This window comes from Streptomyces sp. NPDC048337, assembly GCF_043201175.1.
In the GTDB taxonomy this organism is placed as follows: domain Bacteria; phylum Actinomycetota; class Actinomycetes; order Streptomycetales; family Streptomycetaceae; genus Streptomyces.
The window spans coordinates 171,006-188,059 of sequence record NZ_JBICYR010000004.1; the positions used below are offsets into that span (position 1 = coordinate 171,006).

A 17,054-nucleotide genomic window follows, 5' to 3' on the forward strand; every position below is an offset into this window, starting at 1 on the left:
ATCACGCCCGGAGACAACCACTCACTAGACAACCTGCAATTGCTCTGTCGGTGGCATCACACGCGCAAGACTCAGGCCGAGGCAGCGAAAGCGCAGGGGCCCCGACTACGAACCAAGATTGACCGGTCGGATAGGGAAGCCCCGCCGTCGCCCTGGTGAGAGGCAGCGAGCATGACGCCTTGCTTCTAAAGGTCACTTTTAGTGGCGGAAGGGGAGGGGGACGACCCGGAAACGATCCCTTTCCGAACCGCAAGGTGGTGGCACCTGGAAACCGGTACGAGTAATGGAGTCGCCGAAGCGTCCTTGGACCGCAGTTGAACACAGATAGTCACTGCGCCTCATCGGGGCACCTTCGAATAGCGGCGGTTTCCCGGCCGGCTGCGAGGGCGAGCCCAGCGTTCCCAAGGGTTCCGTCGCCTTCGATTCCTCACCGCGCCCCCGTGGCCGCTCCTTCGCCGGGGCTGGCTGCGGGGGCTTTCGCTGTCTCGCTGACAGATCATCGCCGGGGCGTCCATGCTGGTGAGGCTGTGTCCACTGTGAAGGGAGCACCCATGGCAAGGCGCTTGAAGATGCTCGGCACCACCAGCGAAGACAACGACTGCCCCACGCTGTACGAGGACCTAGACACGGGCGAGATCATCGTTCAGGGCGACAAGGTGACCGACCCTGCCGACCTGGCCCAGCTCGCCAACGTCAAGGAGCGGGAAACGTTCGTCGTGATCCCGCGAGAGCTGTTGATCCGCTTCGCGCCGAAGGAGTAGCCCCTTGCCTGAGCTGACCAGTACGGCCGTGCTGAACGAGCTGTTCGAGGATTTCGAGCACACGGCTTGGCGACTGGAGACGCAGCGGGGGTACGAGGCTGACCAGAAGTCGGACCGGTACCAACGGTGGGCGCGCGGCGAGGGGTACAGCGCTGGAGGCCGGGAGGCGTTCCTAGCCGGTCGCCGCAAGCTTGTCGAGCAGGGCAAGCGGGTGGAGCGCGTACGGATCGTGGACGACCCGCCGACCGAGAACCAGCGCTATCTACTCGCTGGAGCCCCGGCGACCATCGAGGCTGGGGAGGAGATCCGGCACCTGTGGCGTGCTGACGCTGACCGGCTCGGCTTGCCCCCTTCCGACTTCTGGTTGTTCGACTCCCGCACTCTGGCCCGCTTCCACCATGAGGACGGCCGCACGCTCGGGCTGGAGCTGATCACCGATCCGGCGGAAGTGCTCAAGGCGTGCCAAGTACGCGATGCTGCATGGCACTTCGCCATTCGGTACGAGGAGTTCGCCCGGCGGGTACCTTCCGCTGTGTGAGCACCGACTACCAGAGAGCCCGTGAATCCCTCGGTGCGCGGCTTCGAGAGCTGCGCACCGGGGCCGGACTGACTGGCCGACAACTGGGCGAGCGTTGCGAGTGGCCGCACTCCAAGGTGTCCAAGCTGGAGAACGGGCGCCAGACAGCGACGCCGGAAGACCTGGACGAGTGGGCCCGTGGCTGCGGCGTTCCTGCTGAGGCTGAGGACCTACAGCGCCGGTTGCGCGGTCTGGAAATGCATGTCCAGTCCCGCCGTCGCCAGCTCTCCACCGGGCACGGCCCCATTCAGGAACAGTCCGTGGTCGAGTACCGCGAGACGCAGACGATCCGGGCCTATGAGGCGACCGTGATTCCGGGGCTGTTCCAGACTCCCGACTACGCCCGTGCGCTGTTGGTCCACAACGCCGAGATCCACCAGACGCCCCGCGACACAGAGGCCGCCGTGCGTGCCCGCATGAGGCGACAGGAAGCCCTCTACGAGCCTGGGAAGCGCCACCGCATCATCTTGTGGGAGGGAGCGCTACACGCCCTTCCCTGCCCCCCTGAGACGCTGGCCGCGCAGCTTGACCGGCTCGCCGGGCTCATCGGTCTGGACACGGTTTCTCTCGGGATCATCCCCCTCGGCGCAGCCATGGCGCTGACCCCGAAGCACGGGTTTTGGATCTTTGATGAGCGGCTAGTCCGGGTGGAGACGATCAGCACGGAGCTGCGCCTTGACGACCCGGCCGACGTGGCACTGTACGGGCGCGTGTGGGACCGGCTGAACGATGCGGCGGCTTACGGGGCGGATGCTCACCGGGTTCTAGCCCGCGCCCGCCGGTTGCTCTCTGTGGCGTGAGAACCATCGGGAAGATCGCGCACCAGCGCGAGAAACATCGAGAAACACAGCGGGAGTTGGGCGCGAAACCGTCCTAGCGTCGTCGTCATTGGACCACGTGAGGGGACGGCGACCATGGCGGGCAAGACACAGGAGATCGACACCGACGCAAGCAGGTGGGAGTACAACACGTTCGCGCCGAAGGGCGAGACGTGCCCCGAGTGCAAGCAGCCGATCGCAAGCCTTGATCGCTGCCGCCGGGGGACGTTCGAGCGACAGTCCGGAGCGCCCGCCGTGGTGTACCGACACATCGACTGTGCCGACCCGAGGGGGCTCCGCCTCGGTCACCCCAAGCCCAAGGTCCGCCGTCGGTGACCCGCGCCGTCCTCCGGTTCGTCTCGCACCGGATCAGCCGAGACCAAGACGAGAGAGTCGCAGCGTCCGCGACATGCCGCACAGAGGGCTGTGACTGGCTCACAGGGCCCGTGGAGGACCCGTCCGCCGTAGAGGTCGCCTGTATGGAGCACACGGGCCGTACGGGGCATCAGAGGTTCGCCCGGCGGTTCGAGGACGCGGCCCTTGTCGAGCGGATCGAGGGGACCTAACTCCCAGGATTCCCACCCTTCCCGTGATCGCGGCGACACGAGGCGGTAGGGGTGGGAGGACAGACCCGGCCGGTTGGGTCACGCCGAGGACCCGGCCGACCGGACAGCGGCACTCCCGATCGGACAAGCCCAGGGCAGGGACAGGTCGTGTCCCGTCTGAGCTGACGTGCTCAGGCTCTCGCCCCGGTCCGCCCTCGTAGGCGGGGTGCCACTTCCCCTCGGGAAGCGGTGAGGGTGCCGCTGTGGCCCCGTCTGTGCGCTGCCCCCCGTGGCGCATGGGCGGGGTTTCGCCGTGTGCGCTGCCCAGTTCTATGTATGGTTTGGGCAGGCACTCACCTTCGTGGCCTGTGTTGAGGGCCGCGAGCAGGTCCGCCACCTCGGGGCCCCGGACCTCTCCGACCACCAGCCGGTCGGGCCGCATCCGCAGGGCCTGCCGGACCAGGTCCGCCAGCGTGACCAGGCCCGCCCCCTCCTGATTGGCGGGCCGGGTCTCCAGCCGCACCACGTGCGGATGGTCCGGGCGCAGCTCGGCCGAATCCTCAGCGAGCACGATCCGCTCACCGGGGCCGACCAGTCCCAACAGGGCGCTGAGCAGGGTGGTTTTGCCGGTTCCGGTCCCGCCGGAGACGAGGAAGGACAGCCGGGCCTCGACCATCTCCCGGAGCAGCCGGTGGCCGCCGGGCGGCAGTGTCCCGGCCGCGACCAGCTCCTCCAGCGTGAACGCCCGCGGCCGCACCACCCGCAGCGATAGACAGGCCGATCCGACCGCCACGGGAGGCAGCACGGCATGCAGCCGGGTGCCGTCCGGCATCCGGGCGTCCACCCAGGGCCGGGCGTCGTCCAGTCGGCGGCCCGCGACGGCGGCCAGCCGCTGGGCGAGCCTGCGCACGGCATCGGCGTCGGCGAAGGTCACCCCGGTCAGCTCCAGCCCGCCGCCCCGGTCCACCCACACCCGGTCGGGGGCCGCCACCAGCACATCGGTGACCTCGGGGTCGGCGAGCAGCGGCTCCAACGGGCCGGCGCCGACCAGCTCGGACCGTAACTCGGCGGCCACCCCCAGCACTTCCGCGTCACCGAGCAGCCGGCCCTGGGCCCGCAGGGCGGCCGCCACCCGCGCCGGCGTCGGCTCCGCCCCGGTCTCGGCGAGGCGCCTGCGCACCGCGTCCAGCAGTACCGCGCTCATGCCGGCACCCCCTGGGCGGAACCGAGCGCCCGCTGCCAGAAGCCGTCGCAGAACCGGGCCAGCGCGCCCCGCCCCTGCGCCCCCGGCGGTTCCCCCTCGGCCACCCGCCCCGGGAGCCCCACCTCGACCGGCACCTCGCCGGCCAGCGGCGCCCCCAGCAGTCCGGCGACGGCCTCGGCATCGAGACCGCCAGGGCAGCGGCCCCGTACGACGACACGCACGTCCCGGGCCACCATCCGCACCCCGGCCGCCACCCGGCCCGCGGCGGCCACCGCCCGCAGCTCGCCCGGGACCACCATGAGCACCAGGTCGAGCTGGGCCAGCACCTCGGCGACGGCTTCGTCCACCCGCCGCGGGAGGTCGACCACCACGACCCCGCCCCGGCGACGCGCGGCGGCCACCACCGAGCGCATCGCGTCGGGCGGCACCACCACCCGGTCCCCGCGGTCCCAGCTGAGGACCCGCAGGGCGTGCAGCTCGGGCAGGGACTCCTCCAGCGCTCCGGCTCCCACCCGGCCGCGCGAGGCCGCGAAGTCGGGCCAGCGCAGCCCTTCCGCGGCCTCGCCCCCGAGCAGGACGTCCATGCCCCCGCCCAGCGAAGCGCGCGGGTTCGCGGATTCCTGGACGTGTCTGGCCGGTATCCCGCGTGGGGTGCGGTGGTTGATGGGGAAGTCCCGCGCGGGTTCGCGTGATCAGCGAGGCAGCCGGGCGGTCTTCTCGGGGTGGGCGGCAGTGATGTAGCGCATGGCGGTGGTGTCGCTGATGCCGAACAGCCGCATGAGGCGGAGAGGGTCCGCAGACTTGCGGGCTTCGTGCAGGATGCGGTCCTGCCGGAGCTGTGACATCGAGGCGTCCAGGTCGCGGAAGGTCTGTTTGAGCATGGTGCGAGTGACCGGCGGGTGCTCGGAGTGCATAGCGGTCTGCTGGCTGACCAGCAGGTAGGGGTTGGTGGAGCCGGGCCAGCGGCGGTGCCGTTCGGTGAGCCACTCCATGGCAATGGTCTGGGTGAACTCTTCGAGGTGGATGGTGTGGCGTCGCAGGCCGCGCCGGACGACGAGGTGCCCCTTGGCGAGGTCGAGGTCGGCCGTCAGAAGGTGCCGGACCTCGTGAGGGGGCAGGGCGTGGACCGCGACCAGGGCCAGCGCGAGGCGTCCAGCGCCGCTGTTCGACCGCTCAAGGAGCCCGGCCAGGACGTCGGAGGGAACGGCTGGCGGAAGGGTCTGGACGCCGCCGACGACGACGCCCCGGGTGGGATTCCGGAAGATCAACTGTTCCTGCTTCAGGGCCTGGAACAGGCTGCGGAACGCAATGTGGAGAGAGCGGGCCGGGTTGCCCTGGCGGGCGCCGACGGCCTTCTTGACGTCCTCGTTGGTGATCTCCCGCAGGCTGGTGACGCCGTCGGCGATCCAGCTCTCCAGCGTCGTTTTGAAGGTCGTGAAGTAGCTGCGGATGGTGTAGTAGCTGCGGGGTTCGTGCTCGCGCCGGCCCTGCCCGCGCAGGACGGTGACCCAGGCCCGTACTTCCATGGCGATCTGCTCAGGCAGCCCGGCCAGGGTGTGCTCGATCCACTCGTAGTCCCGGTCCCGGTGGAGCGCGGGATCTTCGACGAGCATGTTGCGGAACTTGAGGAACTGGCAGACGCGTCTGGCAGACAGGTTGACGTCCTGGCGGGAGAGCTCGACCACGTCAGCCTCCCGGATGGGGGCATCGGCGCCGAGCCAGGACAGCAGGATGACCAAGGGCCGCAGGTGGGCGACCCTCTGGTCCAGGTCCCACTGCTGGTCACGCATCATCGCCACGAACTCGTCGGCCAGCTGCTGTGCGGGCTCGGTCAGCTCCGGGAGCCTCTCGTGGCGCCGGTTGATGTCCAGCAGCGGTGTCCAGTCTCTGCGCATCGTGAACAGCGTTTCCTGCCCTGGGAAGGCGGGTTGTGGGACGAGCGGAGTGCGGGCTGCCCGCCGCTCGGCGACCTGCCGGTCTCGGTAGGGGTGCTTGCTCGACAGCTCGTAGCCGAGCTGGCCCCGCAGGACCCGCAGGCCGACGGAGAACGGGTCGGCGAACCACAGCTGGGTGAACGGCTCCTTCTCGGCGGTGAGCCCGTTGATGTTCACGTGGAGGCAGCAGCCGCGGCAGTGTCCGGCCTTCAGCGGCAGGCCCTCGCGGTGGCAGCGTTCGCACTGGCCGATGGGCCGGTTCTTGTGCTTGCCGTGCCAGGTCTGGCAGGCATGGCAGCGGCGCTTGTGGACGCCGGTCATCCATGCGTCGCAGTCCCGGCAGGACCGCGGTGACGGCGGCAGAGGAGGTGGCGGTGTGGGGACGTAGCCGGATTTCGGGGGCCGCCTCCGCCTCGGCGGCGCCGGCGTCTGCCGGGCCTGGAGCATCCCGGCCCGCGTCAGAATCTTCCCGACCGGCGTCCAGTAGCTCGGCAGCTCATCGAGCACTTCCTCCGGCACCAAGTCGTGCCCGTCGGCGTCCCGGAGGGCCATGGCCAGACGGATCATCTCCGAGACCTGGCGGACCCACGCATCACTCAGGCCGTACTCGCCAGCGAACACAACGGCCTCGGCGACAGCCTCCTCGTAGCCGTCCAGGGGCCGGGCGAGGATGCTGCGGACGGTGTCGATCGACATCTCCGCCCGCTTCACCACGAACAGGGCCTGCTGGCCCCGGACGGCCGGCGGCAGCACCGCCGCGTCGTCGCGGTCGACCGCCTCCCGGGCCTCCCACTTCAGCTTCCACCGGTTCAGCTCGCGCCTGCCGCCCTTGGCCGACTTCCTCAACGGCAGCGCGTTGGTCACCGCGAACCGCCGGAAGATCAGCACGAGCTGGCGGTCGCGCGGCCTGGCGACCTCGGGAGCCATGACCCACTCGACATCGTCGTCGAGCCGGACCGCCTGGAGACACGGACGGCAGATCCCGTCAGGGCCGGGGTAGTCCTCGTGACGGCAGCGGCCGCAAAGGCCCAGCTCAAGGTACTTCTTCCGCCACTTCTCGCAGCCCCAGCAAAACCGCCGGGAGTCCAGCGTCCCCCAGCCGAAGCACGACTGGCACTGTCGGGAACCGCGCGGTGTCCACCCCATGGCGGCTCAGTTCGGCGGGAGCGAACGCGGACCGCTCCGCCGACCGCTGCGCGGGGTCGGCCGCACCGGTCCGGGCCTCGTCTCCTCGGCTCCAACTGCCTTCTGTCCGTGCTCTGGTGGCGCCAGGGCCGCGTCCAGGGGCTCGGCCTGCAACAGGTCGCCGGGCGTGCAGTTCAGGGCCGCGCAGATCTTGTCCAGGTCGTCCAGGCGGACGGAGATCGGGGTGCCGCCCCACATCGCCGCGACCTTGCTGAGCGACGGGGTGAACCCGACCTCCGTGAACGCGGCCAGCACCTCGGTGGGCCTCCATAGATCGCGCTGTGCGGCCACCATCCGCAGATTCCACTTCACCGCAGGTTCCCCTTGTCCATCACCAGTCGCTGAGCCGCCTCGGTGCTGGCGGCCAGATTCGCATGTTCGGGATCGGCTTGGGCGGTCGCCATGTACCGAAGTGTCGTGGTTGCCCAGTCGTGGCCGAGGACCTTCTGCACCTCCCAAAGGCTCATCCCGCGCTCGTAGTTGTGGGTCGCGCAGGCATGACGCAGGAGGTGGGGGTGGAGGTCGGTGACCGGGCCGGTCAGGTAGGCGGCCGCCGCGTCGTGCAGGTGCTTGCGGAACGTCGAGGGAATGATTGCCGGGGCGATCGGCAGGTTCAGCGCGGCGACCGCCTTCGGCTTGCGCTCCGAGGGCCAGAGCGGGGCCCGCGGGTGGTCCGCGTCGTCGCCGAACTCGCCGCGGATCTCCTCGACGTACCACCACAGAAGATCGCGGCCCTCCTGGAAGAGGTATGCCTCCCGCTGCCGGGGGCCGGAGCCGCGGGCGGCCTTGCCGTTCACCAGGAAGCGGCCCCACTGCCCGTGTTCCCAGTGGACGTCTCCGATGCAGACGCCGCAGAGCTCGGCCGCCCGGACCCCGGACAGGTAGGCGATCTTCGTCATCACATAGTCGCGGCAGGCCACCAGGTATTTCCGGTGGTTCGCCAGGTCCTCGCGCCAGCGGGCGAAGAAGTCCTTCAGCGCCGTCTGCGACGGCGGGATGCGCAGACCGAAGTCGCCGCGGTGCCTGGGGCGGTTGAACGGGTCGATCGGGGACTCGACGTTCGCCCCGAAGCGCCGCATGATCTCGCCCGCGTACCGCTGTTCGAGGAACGCGAAGTACCCGTCGATCCGGTTGATCTTCTGCCGCAGCGTCGAGTGCGCCCGCTTGCCCGGCCCGGCGAAGTACTTGTCGACCTGCCTCGGCGTGAGCTTCCAGGGCACCGTGCCGTAGTAGTCGCACACCTCGATCACGGGCTTGATCAGGGTATCCAGCGTCGACATCGCCAGGCCGGCGGAGTCCCGGGCCCACTGGTACTCGGAAAGCGTGTCGATGAAGAAGCTCTCTTCGTCCTGCTCGGACACGCGCGCCTGCCGTCGGCGCTGGAGCGTGACCACGTCCGCCAGCCCGGTGTCGACCGACACTGCGGCGGCGTCCGCCGCCGCAGATGGGTCTGGGGCGGAGCGTACGAGGGTGAGCACGCGACTTTCCGAATCCGACACAAGGCCGCAGATTACGGAGACAACTCATGGAATCCGCGAGCTACTGCTGAGATCCCACACCATCGAGTGAACAGAGGTGAGAGTGTCATCTGCCTGCTGAAATGCGGCTATGAGGCGTCAGACGGGGCCGGGGGAACCTGCGCGTACTCCAATAGGGTCCCCGTCGATGAGGATGGTCCGCTCCCCGGCGCGGGCGGCCCGGAGGGCGAGCGCGCAGGCAAGGGTGGAGGCCCCGGCCCCGCCGCTGCCGCCGATCACCCCGACGGCGAGGGCGGGCCGTCCGGCCCCTTCCACCACATCGGCGATGCGGTCCACGAGCCGGCTCTCGGCGTCGGGGAGCCGCAGCACCTCCTCGGCGCCGATCTCCACGGCCCGCTGCCACACGAGGGGGTCGTCCAGGTCCCGGCCGACGAGGAACACCCCGTCCCTGCGCGGCGCCCCGCGCACCCGCCGGGCCGCGTCGTCCCCGACCAGCACCAGCGGCGCGGACTCCCATCCCATGCTCCAGACGCGCCTGACGCCCTCGGTGTTCCCGTCACCCGTTCCGCTTTGCTCCGGCACCGCGTGGTGCACATGCGGCTCGGCCCCCGCGGCGGCGCACAGCCGCAGCAGGTCGTCGAGCAGCAGGGGATCCTCGGTGATGATCAGCGGCCGCCCACCACCGGGCCCCGCCCCGCCCACCACCGACTCGGCTGTTTCACACGACTTCGATCGGACCACGATCTCCGCCCCCTTCTCACTGCGAAATCCAGCACCGCGGACTTCGCGGCCGGAATCACCGTGCAGCGATCAGGAAAAAGAAGTGGATCTTGCTCGAAAACTGTGGACGCCAAGTCGATTGTGAATAACCCGCTCACCCACTCAGGTGAGTTCCGGAGCGCGGCGGAACCACTACGCACCGTTACGAGTCTGAGAGGGTGAGGGCCTTCGCCACGCAGGCCCCGTAGACACAGGAGGGCCGGAGGAATGGTCACTTGGGGCCGGAGGCAGGGACGCGAACCGCGTCCGGACATGCGACGACCCCCGCCGGGGGGGAGAGCGGGGGTCGTCCCCACGGTCCGACTCGGGGGGGGAGGAGCCAGACCGGGTTAGCACGGTCGCGAACGATCCGTGACTTCCATGGTGTACCCGAGAGCCTTCTCAGGCAAACCCACGCGCCACACCTTACGCCGAATGGTGGGCGCATATGCTCGGTGCGTGGAAAATCAGCCCTTGCCGCACTCCTCGCCTCGCACCGCAGCCTTCTTCGACCTGGACAAGACGGTCATTGCGAAGTCGAGCACCTTGACGTTCAGCAAGTCCTTCTACCAGGGCGGACTCATCAACCGCCGCGCCGTGTTGCGGACCGCGTACACCCAGTTCATCTTCCTGGCCGGCGGCGCCGACCACGATCAGATGGAACGGATGCGCGAGTACCTCTCCGCCCTCTGCAAGGGGTGGAACGTGCAGCAGGTACGGGAGATCGTCGCGGAAACCCTGCACGACCTGATCGACCCGATCATCTACGACGAGGCCGCGTCCCTCATCGAGGCCCACCACACGGCCGGCCGCGATGTGGTGATCGTGTCGACCTCGGGCGCGGAAGTGGTCGAGCCCATCGGGGAGATGCTCGGCGCGGACCGCGTCGTCGCCACGCGCATGGTCGTCGGCGAGGACGGCTGTTTCACCGGAGAGATCGAGTACTACGCCTACGGACCCACCAAGGCGGAGGCCGTCCGCGAGCTCGCGGAGTCCGAGGGCTACGACCTCACCCGGTGCTACGCCTACAGCGACTCGGTCACCGACATCCCCATGCTGGAGGCGGTCGGGCACCCGCACGCCGTCAATCCCGACCGGGCACTGCGGCGCGAGGCCCTGGCCCGGGAATGGCCGGTGCTCGTCTTCGACCGGCCGGTACGGCTCAAGCAGCGGCTGCCCGGGCTGTCCATGCCCGCACGCCCGGCCCTGGTCGCCGCCGCGGCCGTCGGGGCGGCAGCCGCCACCGCGGGGCTGGTCTGGTACGCGAGCCGCCGCCGGGCCAGCGCACTGGCCGCCGCCGCGTCCGCCTGATTGTCCTGACCTGCGGCGATACGGGCTGTCCGGTTCGCCCGATCTCGTCCTGGAAAGTAAAAAGTGGAGCCAGGGGTTTCGCATGGCTCCCAAGCGGAGTACAAATAAAGCAACGGCCCGCGAGACCAAAGAACATCCGAGAGGATCATCTTTAAAACGCAGTAAGGCCCACGGACCGAAGCATGAACGCCGAGCACCCACGCGACGTCGACCCGTCGATTACGGGCCAGCCGCACCAGGTGACGGGCAAAGTCCCCGACCTGATGGGCAACTATCGAGGACGCTTGGTAACTGGGCGTAAATGCCAGCGGCGACACCAAAGCAGTACGGTGTCGCCGCAACCCATGTCCGGGCGAAAAGCGCCGGAGGATCAGGCCGCGCCGCGCTGAAGCGCCTCGCAGACGGCCGTCGACTCGCGCACGCCCAGCTCGATCGCCCGCCCACAGTGGGCGATCCAGGCGGCCATCCCCTCCGCCGTACCGGAGACGTAGCCCTCGAATGCGGCCAGGTACGCCTCGCGCCCCAGCTCGGCGTGACCGACCTCCGCCGGGCAGATCGCCTTCGGGTCCAGGCCGCTGTTGATCAGGACGATGCGCTCGGCCGTCCGCGCGACCAGGCCGTTGTACGTGGCGAAGGGCCGCAGGGCCAGCAGCTCGCCGTGCACCACCGCGGCCGTGACCAGCGCCGGGGCCGAACCGCCCGCGATGATCAGGCGGGAGAGCCCGTCCAGTCGCCCGGCGACCTCCTCCGCGCTCGGCAGCTCCAGCTCCACCAGCGGCTCGTCCACCGGCTCGCCCACCAGCCGCGGCCGGCCCACCACGTCACCGGCCGACGTCGACCCCGACGCCACCAGGTGGAGCCGCGCCAGGACCCGCAGCGGCGACTGGCGCCAGATGCTCAGCAGCTGCCCGGCCTCCGCGGTGAGGCGGAGCGCCGCGCCCATCGTCAGCGCCTCGGGCTCCGACCCGAAGTCGGTCCGGCGGCGCACCTCCTCCAGCGCCCAGTCCGCACCGGACAGCGCCGCGCTCCCGCGCGCGCCGCGCAGTGCGGCCTCCGAGGCGATCTCGCCACTGCGGCGCCGCATCACCCGGTGTCCGTAGACCCGGTCCACGGCCTTGCGTACGGAATCCACGGACTCGGCGACACCCGGCAGCCCGGCCAGGGCGGCCAACGGGTCAGAAGCGCTACTCATAAGTAGGGAGCCTACGCACTGCACACCCATAGCACCGACCCCTCCTTGGAGTGGTCTTCTTCACTCACCTTGACAACTCCCCGCGATCACTCCACTACGCTTGGTGAACATGAAGATCGCTTTCGTGGGAAAGGGCGGCAGCGGCAAGACCACGCTGTCCTCCCTCTTCATCCGCCACCTCGCCGCCAATGAAGCCCCCGTCGTCGCGGTGGACGCCGACATCAACCAGCACCTGGGCGCCGCGCTCGGACTCGGCGAGGACGAGGCCGCCGCACTGCCCGCCCTGGGTGCGCACCTGCCCCTGATCAAGGAGTACCTGCGGGGCTCCAACCCGCGCATCGCGTCCGCCGACACGATGATCAAGACCACCCCGCCCGGCAGGGGCTCGCGCCTGCTGCGCGTCACCGAGGACAACCCGGTGTACGAGGCCTGCGCGCGCACGCTCCTGCTCGACGGGGAGCCCGTACGGCTCATGGCCACCGGGCCGTTCACCGAGGCCGATCTGGGCGTGGCCTGCTACCACTCGAAGGTCGGGGCGGTCGAGCTCTGCCTCAACCACCTGGTCGACGGCCCGGACGAGTACGTCGTCGTCGACATGACCGCCGGCTCGGACTCCTTCGCCTCCGGCATGTTCACCCGCTTCGACGTGACCTTCCTGGTCGCCGAGCCGACCCGCAAGAGCGTCTCCGTCTACCGCCAGTACAAGGAGTACGCGCGGGACTTCGGGGTCTCGCTCAAGGTCATCGGGAACAAGGTGCAGGGGCCGGACGACATCGAGTTCCTCCAGGACGAGGTGGGCGAGGACCTGCTGGTCACCGTCGGGCACTCCGATTGGGTGCGGGCGATGGAGAAGGGCCGGCCGGCCTCCTTCGAGCTGCTGGAGGCGACCAACCGGCTCGCCCTCCAGTCCCTCCAGGACGCGGCCGACGACTCGTACGCGCACCGCGACTGGGAGCGGTACACCGAGCAGATGGTGCGCTTCCACCTCAAGAACGCGGAGAGCTGGGGCAACGCCAAGACCGGGGTCGACCTGGCGGACCAGGTCGACCCCGATTTCGTCCTGCGCGAAGGGGCCGAGACAAGCGGAGGCGTCGAGGCGATCGGTGGGGTCGAGGCCCTCGTCAGCCCTCGTCCGCAGCCCCATCAGCCGGCTCCGCAGCCGGCTTGACCTCGGCGGGGGCCGCCGGCGGCGCGGGCGGCGGCCCCGCGGTCAGGAACTTCGTCCATCCCTGCTTCGGCGCCTCGCCGACGTCGAGGGTGCGCATCCACTCCAGGGTCTTCGGGTCCTGGGCGTCCAGCCAGTCCGCCAGCTCGCGGAACGGCACGCACCGGACCTCCTTCTGGGTGCACATCCCCTTGATGGACTCCTCGACGGCGCGCATGTAGGTGCCGCCGTTCCAGGACTCGAAGTGGTTGCCGATGATCAGCGGCGCGCGGTTGCCCTGGTAGGCCCGGTCGAAGGCCTGCCGCAGGCCGTCGCGCATCTGGTCGCCCCAGTACCGGTGCTGCGACGGATCGCCCTGCGAGGTCGTCCCGGACTGGTTGACCATGTAGTTGTAGTCCATGCTCAGGGTGTCGAAGCCGCGGTCCGGCAGGGGCACCAGCTGCAGCGGCAGGTCCCAGAGCCCGTCCGTCTTCTTGGGCCAGATCTGCTTGCTGATGCCGCTGGAGTCGTAGCGGAAGCCCATGTCCTTGGCCGCCAGCATGAAGTTCTTCTGGCCCTCCAGGCAGGGCGTGCGGGCGCCGATCAGCTCCTTGTCGTAGTCGAAGGGGAGCGCCGGCATGTCCTTCAGGCCCGCGTTCGTCTTCCAGTTCTTGACGAAGGACTTGGCCTGGTTGATCTCGCTCTTCCACTCCTCGACCGACCAGGTGCCGACGCCGCCGTCGGGACCGCAGAAGTGGCCGTTGAAGTGGGTGCCGATCTCGTTGCCCTCCAGCCAGGCCGCGCGGACCTGGGTGGCGGTGTCCTTGATGCCCTGGAGATCGCCGAAACCGATGTCGGAGCGGCCCGGTGAGTGCTGCGGGGCGGTGTAGAGGGAACTCTTCTCCTCCGGGAGCATGTAGACGCCGCTGAGGAAGTACGTCATCCGGGCGTTGTACTGCTTGCCCACCTCGCGGAAGTGCGAGAAGAGCTTCTGGCTGTCCTCGCCGGCCCCGTCCCACGAGAACACCACGAACTGCGGTGGCTTCTCACCGGGCTTCAGTCTCTCCGCCTTCCGTACGTGGGGCTGCGCGCCGGTGTACGCGGTAGAGCCGTCGCCGATGAGCCGGTTGACACTGCCGGGGGCTTCGGGGGCGTTGGCGCCCTTCCGGGCGCTCTGGGCCCCGGAAGCCGGGGACTTGGCGGGCTCCGAGGAGCTGCACCCGGCGACTCCCAGGACCAGCGCCGTGGCGACCACGCCGCCGGCGATCTTCTTCGTGGCGGCGCTCATCCGCCCCACCTCTCCCTCGCAGTTCCGTTTCAGGGCTTCCGCGCCGCAACGTCCCATGGGGTTCACCGTGAAGAAGATGTGACAAGCCGGACAAAATGCTTAATCACCCTTGAGTGCTAATTCCTAGGCCATTTGCTCGTATTACCCACCACTCCTCTTTACTCTCCATTACCATCCATTTACCGAGTGTTGAGACTCCCGCCGCTTCACCCCTCCCCCGAGGAGACGGGACCTATGACAGCCAGCCACCCCACCCCCACGAACGACGAAACCCGGGAGGGCGACCGCGCCACCCCCCGCGAGCGTCGGCGCCAGGACCTGCCCCAGGACCTCTCGGCCTCCCTCGCCGTCTTCCTGATCGCCCTGCCGTTCTCGCTCGGCATCGCGCTGGCCACCGGAGCTCCGCTCCAGGCCGGCCTGGTCGCCGCGGCGGTCGGCGGGATCGTCGCCGGGCGGCTCGGCGGCACACCGCTCCTGGTGAGCGGGCCCTCGGCCGGACTCACCGTCGTCACGGCCGAGTTGATCCAGCACTACGGGTGGCGCACCACCTGCGCCATCACGGTGCTCGCCGGCTTCTGCCAGCTCGGTCTCGCGCTGCTGCGCACGGCGAGGTCGGCCCTCATGGTCAGCCCGGCCATCGTGCACGGCATGCTCGCCGGCGTCGGCGTGACCATCGCGCTGGCCCAGCTGCACATCGTGCTCGGCGGCACCCCGCAGAGCTCGGCCGTCGCCAACGTCCTCGGGCTGCCCGCGCAGTTGGCCGATCTGCACCCCGTCGCGCTGGGCATCAGCGCGCTGACGCTGCTGGTCCTGTTCGGCTGGCCGAGGCTGCCCGGGCGGACGGGCCGCGCCCTGCGCAAGGTGCCCGCGGCCCTCGCCGCCGTCGGGACCGCCACCGCCTTCGCCGCCCTGGCCGGGCTCAGCCTGCCCCGGGTGGACCTGCCGTCCTGGCGCAGCCACGCCCTGCCCGAACTGCCCGAGGGCCCGGTCCTCGGCATCATCGCCGCCGTACTGACCATCACCCTGGTCGGCAGTGTGGAGTCCCTGCTCTCCGCGGTCGCGACCGACAAGCTGATCGCCTCCGAGCGCGGTACGGGCAACCGCCCGCCGCGCGCCGACCTCGACCGGGAACTGCGGGGCCAGGGCGCGGCGAACATCGTCTCCGGCGCCCTGGGCGGACTGCCCGTGGCGGGCGGAGCCGTCCGCACCGTGGCGAACGTCAAGTCCGGCGCGATCAGCCGACGGTCGGTCATGCTCCACGGCCTGTGGGTACTGCTCGCGACCGGGCTGCTCGTCCCCGTCTTCGACCTGATCCCGCTCGCCGCGCTGGCCGCGCTCGTGATGGCGGTCGGGGTGCAGATGGTGAGCGCCACGCACCTGCGCAGTGTCACCCGGCACCGAGAAGTCCTGGTCTACGGGACGACGATCCTGGGTGTGATCCTCGGCGGAGTCCTGGAGGGTGTCGCCATCGGCATCGCGGTGGCGGTCGCGCTCGCCCTGCACCGGCTGGCCCGGACCCGGATCACGCTGGAGCGGCTCGACGGCGGTGTCCACCGGGTCTGGGCGCGCGGGCAGTTGACCTTCCTCGCCGTGCCCCGGCTGAGCCGGGTGCTGAACCAGATCCCGCACGACGGGAAGGCCGTGATCGAGCTGGACGGCTCGTTCATGGACCACGCGGCCTACGAGACGCTTCAGGACTGGCAGGTCTCCCACCTCGCACACGGGGGATCGGTGGACGTCACCGGCCGTCGCACCGAGGGGGCCCAGCGCACCGACCTGATCGGGCGTGGCTCCGCCCGCGATGGGCACCAGTGCTGCCGCCCCTGGACTCCCTGGCAGAACCACTGCGCCCACCGCGCCACGCGCTCCCGTACGGACACGGTCGCGGACACGGCGGCCGACGCGGGGGCCCCGGCACCGACGGCGGCCACCGGGGCCACGCCGACCACCGGGGCCGGCACAGGGGGCCCCGAGCCCACCGCCCGACGGCGCGGGGCCGGTCAACTGGCCAACGGGATCAGCGCCTTCCAGCGCGACACCGCGCCCCACGTGCGGGACGAGCTGGCCCGGCTGGCCCGCGAGGGGCAGCGGCCCTCCCAGCTCTTCCTCACCTGCGCCGACTCCCGCCTGGTGACCAGCATGATCACGGCCAGCGGGCCGGGCGACCTGTTCACCGTCCGCAACGTCGGAAACCTGGTCCCCCTGCCGGGCGCCGAGTCCACCGACGACTCGGTCGCAGCGGCCATCGAGTACGCGGTGGACGTACTCAAGGTGGACAGCATCACGGTGTGCGGGCACTCGGGCTGCGGGGCCATGCAGGCCCTGCTCAACTCCGCGCCCGGAACCCCGATGACCCCGCTGCGCCGCTGGCTGCGCCACGGGCTGCCCAGCCTGGAGCGGATGGCCAGCCGCCACCACGCCTGGGCCCGGATCGCGGGGCGGCTCCCGGCGGACGCCGTGGAGCAGCTGTGCCTGACCAATGTGGTCCAGCAGCTGGAGCACCTGCGGGCGCACGAATCCGTGGCCAGGCGGCTCGCCGAGGGCACGCTGGAGCTGCACGGGATGTACTTCCACGTGGGCGAGGCCCAGGCGTACCTGCTCTCCGAGGGCGAGGACTACTTCGACTGCCGGGTCTTCGACACCGTCGGCGCCGCCGGGGGCGTAGGGACCGTCGGCGCCGTGGGAGCGGTCGGAACCGCGTGAGCCCTCGCACAGAGCGCCTCGATCCACAGCGCGTCTGAACCGATAGCCTCCCGTATCCGTGCAATCGTTTTGGCCCCTTCCCGCACCCTGCAGCGGGAAGGGGCCTTTCGCGCCCGGAGCCAGCCGTGCTATAGGTCTAAACCAATTCTCGGCTA

At 70.0% G+C, this 17,054-nt stretch carries 13 protein-coding genes and 2 pseudogenes; 7 read left to right on the plus strand and 8 right to left on the minus strand.

Annotated elements, in window-relative coordinates; translation table 11 throughout:
• The first annotated feature begins 551 nt into the window (after positions 1-551).
• From ACGFYU_RS08755 to ACGFYU_RS08770, 4 genes are all read left to right on the plus strand, one after another.
• Positions 552-761 carry a hypothetical protein gene (locus ACGFYU_RS08755; RefSeq protein WP_390456970.1) on the plus strand — a complete coding sequence of 70 codons (210 nt, stop codon included), beginning with the start codon at positions 552-554 and terminating at the stop codon, positions 759-761.
• Between the two features lie 4 nt (positions 762-765).
• Positions 766-1,299 (plus strand): DUF6879 family protein, encoded by a 534-nt coding sequence (locus ACGFYU_RS08760; protein ID WP_393826558.1) that lies wholly within the window; start codon positions 766-768, stop codon positions 1,297-1,299.
• Positions 1,296-2,138, plus strand: a complete 843-nt coding sequence (locus ACGFYU_RS08765) for a helix-turn-helix domain-containing protein (RefSeq protein WP_393826559.1) — start codon at positions 1,296-1,298, stop codon at positions 2,136-2,138. Before ACGFYU_RS08760 ends, ACGFYU_RS08765 begins: the two co-directional genes overlap by 4 nt.
• A gap of 114 nt (positions 2,139-2,252) precedes the next feature.
• Positions 2,253-2,492: a hypothetical protein gene (locus ACGFYU_RS08770; protein ID WP_393826560.1), complete on the plus strand. Its 240-nt coding sequence runs from the start codon at positions 2,253-2,255 to the stop codon at positions 2,490-2,492.
• 99 nt (positions 2,493-2,591) lie between these two features.
• Here the strand turns inward: ACGFYU_RS08770 and ACGFYU_RS08775 are convergent, their stop codons facing one another.
• The 6 genes and pseudogenes from ACGFYU_RS08775 to ACGFYU_RS08800 all read right to left on the minus strand — a co-directional run.
• The gene (locus ACGFYU_RS08775; protein WP_393826561.1) at positions 2,592-3,905 is read right to left on the minus strand and encodes a TadA family conjugal transfer-associated ATPase; all 1,314 of its coding nucleotides are present in this window, start codon (positions 3,903-3,905) and stop codon (positions 2,592-2,594) included.
• A pseudogene (gene ssd / locus ACGFYU_RS08780) lies at positions 3,902-4,501 on the minus strand (septum site-determining protein Ssd); the annotation flags it as partial. The gene ACGFYU_RS08775 and the pseudogene ssd, both read right to left, overlap by 4 nt.
• A gap of 96 nt (positions 4,502-4,597) precedes the next feature.
• A complete protein-coding gene (locus ACGFYU_RS08785; protein WP_393826562.1) occupies positions 4,598-6,766 on the minus strand; it encodes a hypothetical protein in 2,169 nt (722 codons plus the stop codon).
• 225 nt (positions 6,767-6,991) lie between these two features.
• Positions 6,992-7,336, minus strand: a complete 345-nt coding sequence (locus ACGFYU_RS08790; RefSeq protein WP_393826563.1) for a helix-turn-helix domain-containing protein — start codon at positions 7,334-7,336, stop codon at positions 6,992-6,994.
• Positions 7,333-8,502, minus strand: coding sequence for a tyrosine-type recombinase/integrase (locus ACGFYU_RS08795; protein ID WP_393826564.1), 1,170 nt, complete (start codon positions 8,500-8,502; stop codon positions 7,333-7,335). The genes ACGFYU_RS08790 and ACGFYU_RS08795 overlap by 4 nt, the downstream gene beginning before the upstream one ends.
• 168 nt (positions 8,503-8,670) lie before the next feature.
• Positions 8,671-9,207: pseudogene (locus ACGFYU_RS08800) on the minus strand (septum formation initiator); the annotation flags it as partial.
• Between the two features lie 489 nt (positions 9,208-9,696).
• Here ACGFYU_RS08800 and ACGFYU_RS08805 point away from each other — a divergent pair.
• Positions 9,697-10,572, plus strand: a complete 876-nt coding sequence (locus ACGFYU_RS08805) for an HAD family hydrolase (RefSeq protein ID WP_393826565.1) — start codon at positions 9,697-9,699, stop codon at positions 10,570-10,572.
• Between the two features lie 370 nt (positions 10,573-10,942).
• Here ACGFYU_RS08805 and ACGFYU_RS08810 read toward each other — a convergent pair whose 3' ends face one another.
• On the minus strand, positions 10,943-11,764 hold the full coding sequence (locus tag ACGFYU_RS08810; RefSeq protein WP_393826566.1) for an oxidoreductase: 822 nt from the start codon (positions 11,762-11,764) through the stop codon (positions 10,943-10,945).
• 109 nt (positions 11,765-11,873) lie between these two features.
• On the opposite strand from ACGFYU_RS08810, the gene ACGFYU_RS08815 reads away from it, so the two are divergent.
• Positions 11,874-12,932 (plus strand): ATP-binding protein, encoded by a 1,059-nt coding sequence (locus ACGFYU_RS08815; protein ID WP_393826567.1) that lies wholly within the window; start codon positions 11,874-11,876, stop codon positions 12,930-12,932.
• Here the strand turns inward: ACGFYU_RS08815 and ACGFYU_RS08820 are convergent.
• Complete coding sequence (locus tag ACGFYU_RS08820) at positions 12,886-14,196, minus strand: hypothetical protein (RefSeq protein WP_393826568.1); 1,311 nt, start codon at positions 14,194-14,196, stop codon at positions 12,886-12,888. The two genes, ACGFYU_RS08815 and ACGFYU_RS08820, sit on opposite strands and share 47 nt — an antisense overlap.
• Positions 14,197-14,430: 234 nt before the next feature.
• Here ACGFYU_RS08820 and ACGFYU_RS08825 point away from each other — a divergent pair, with 234 nt between their 5' ends.
• Complete coding sequence (locus ACGFYU_RS08825) at positions 14,431-16,899, plus strand: SulP family inorganic anion transporter (protein ID WP_393826569.1); 2,469 nt, start codon at positions 14,431-14,433, stop codon at positions 16,897-16,899.
• Positions 16,900-17,054 lie beyond the last annotated feature (155 nt).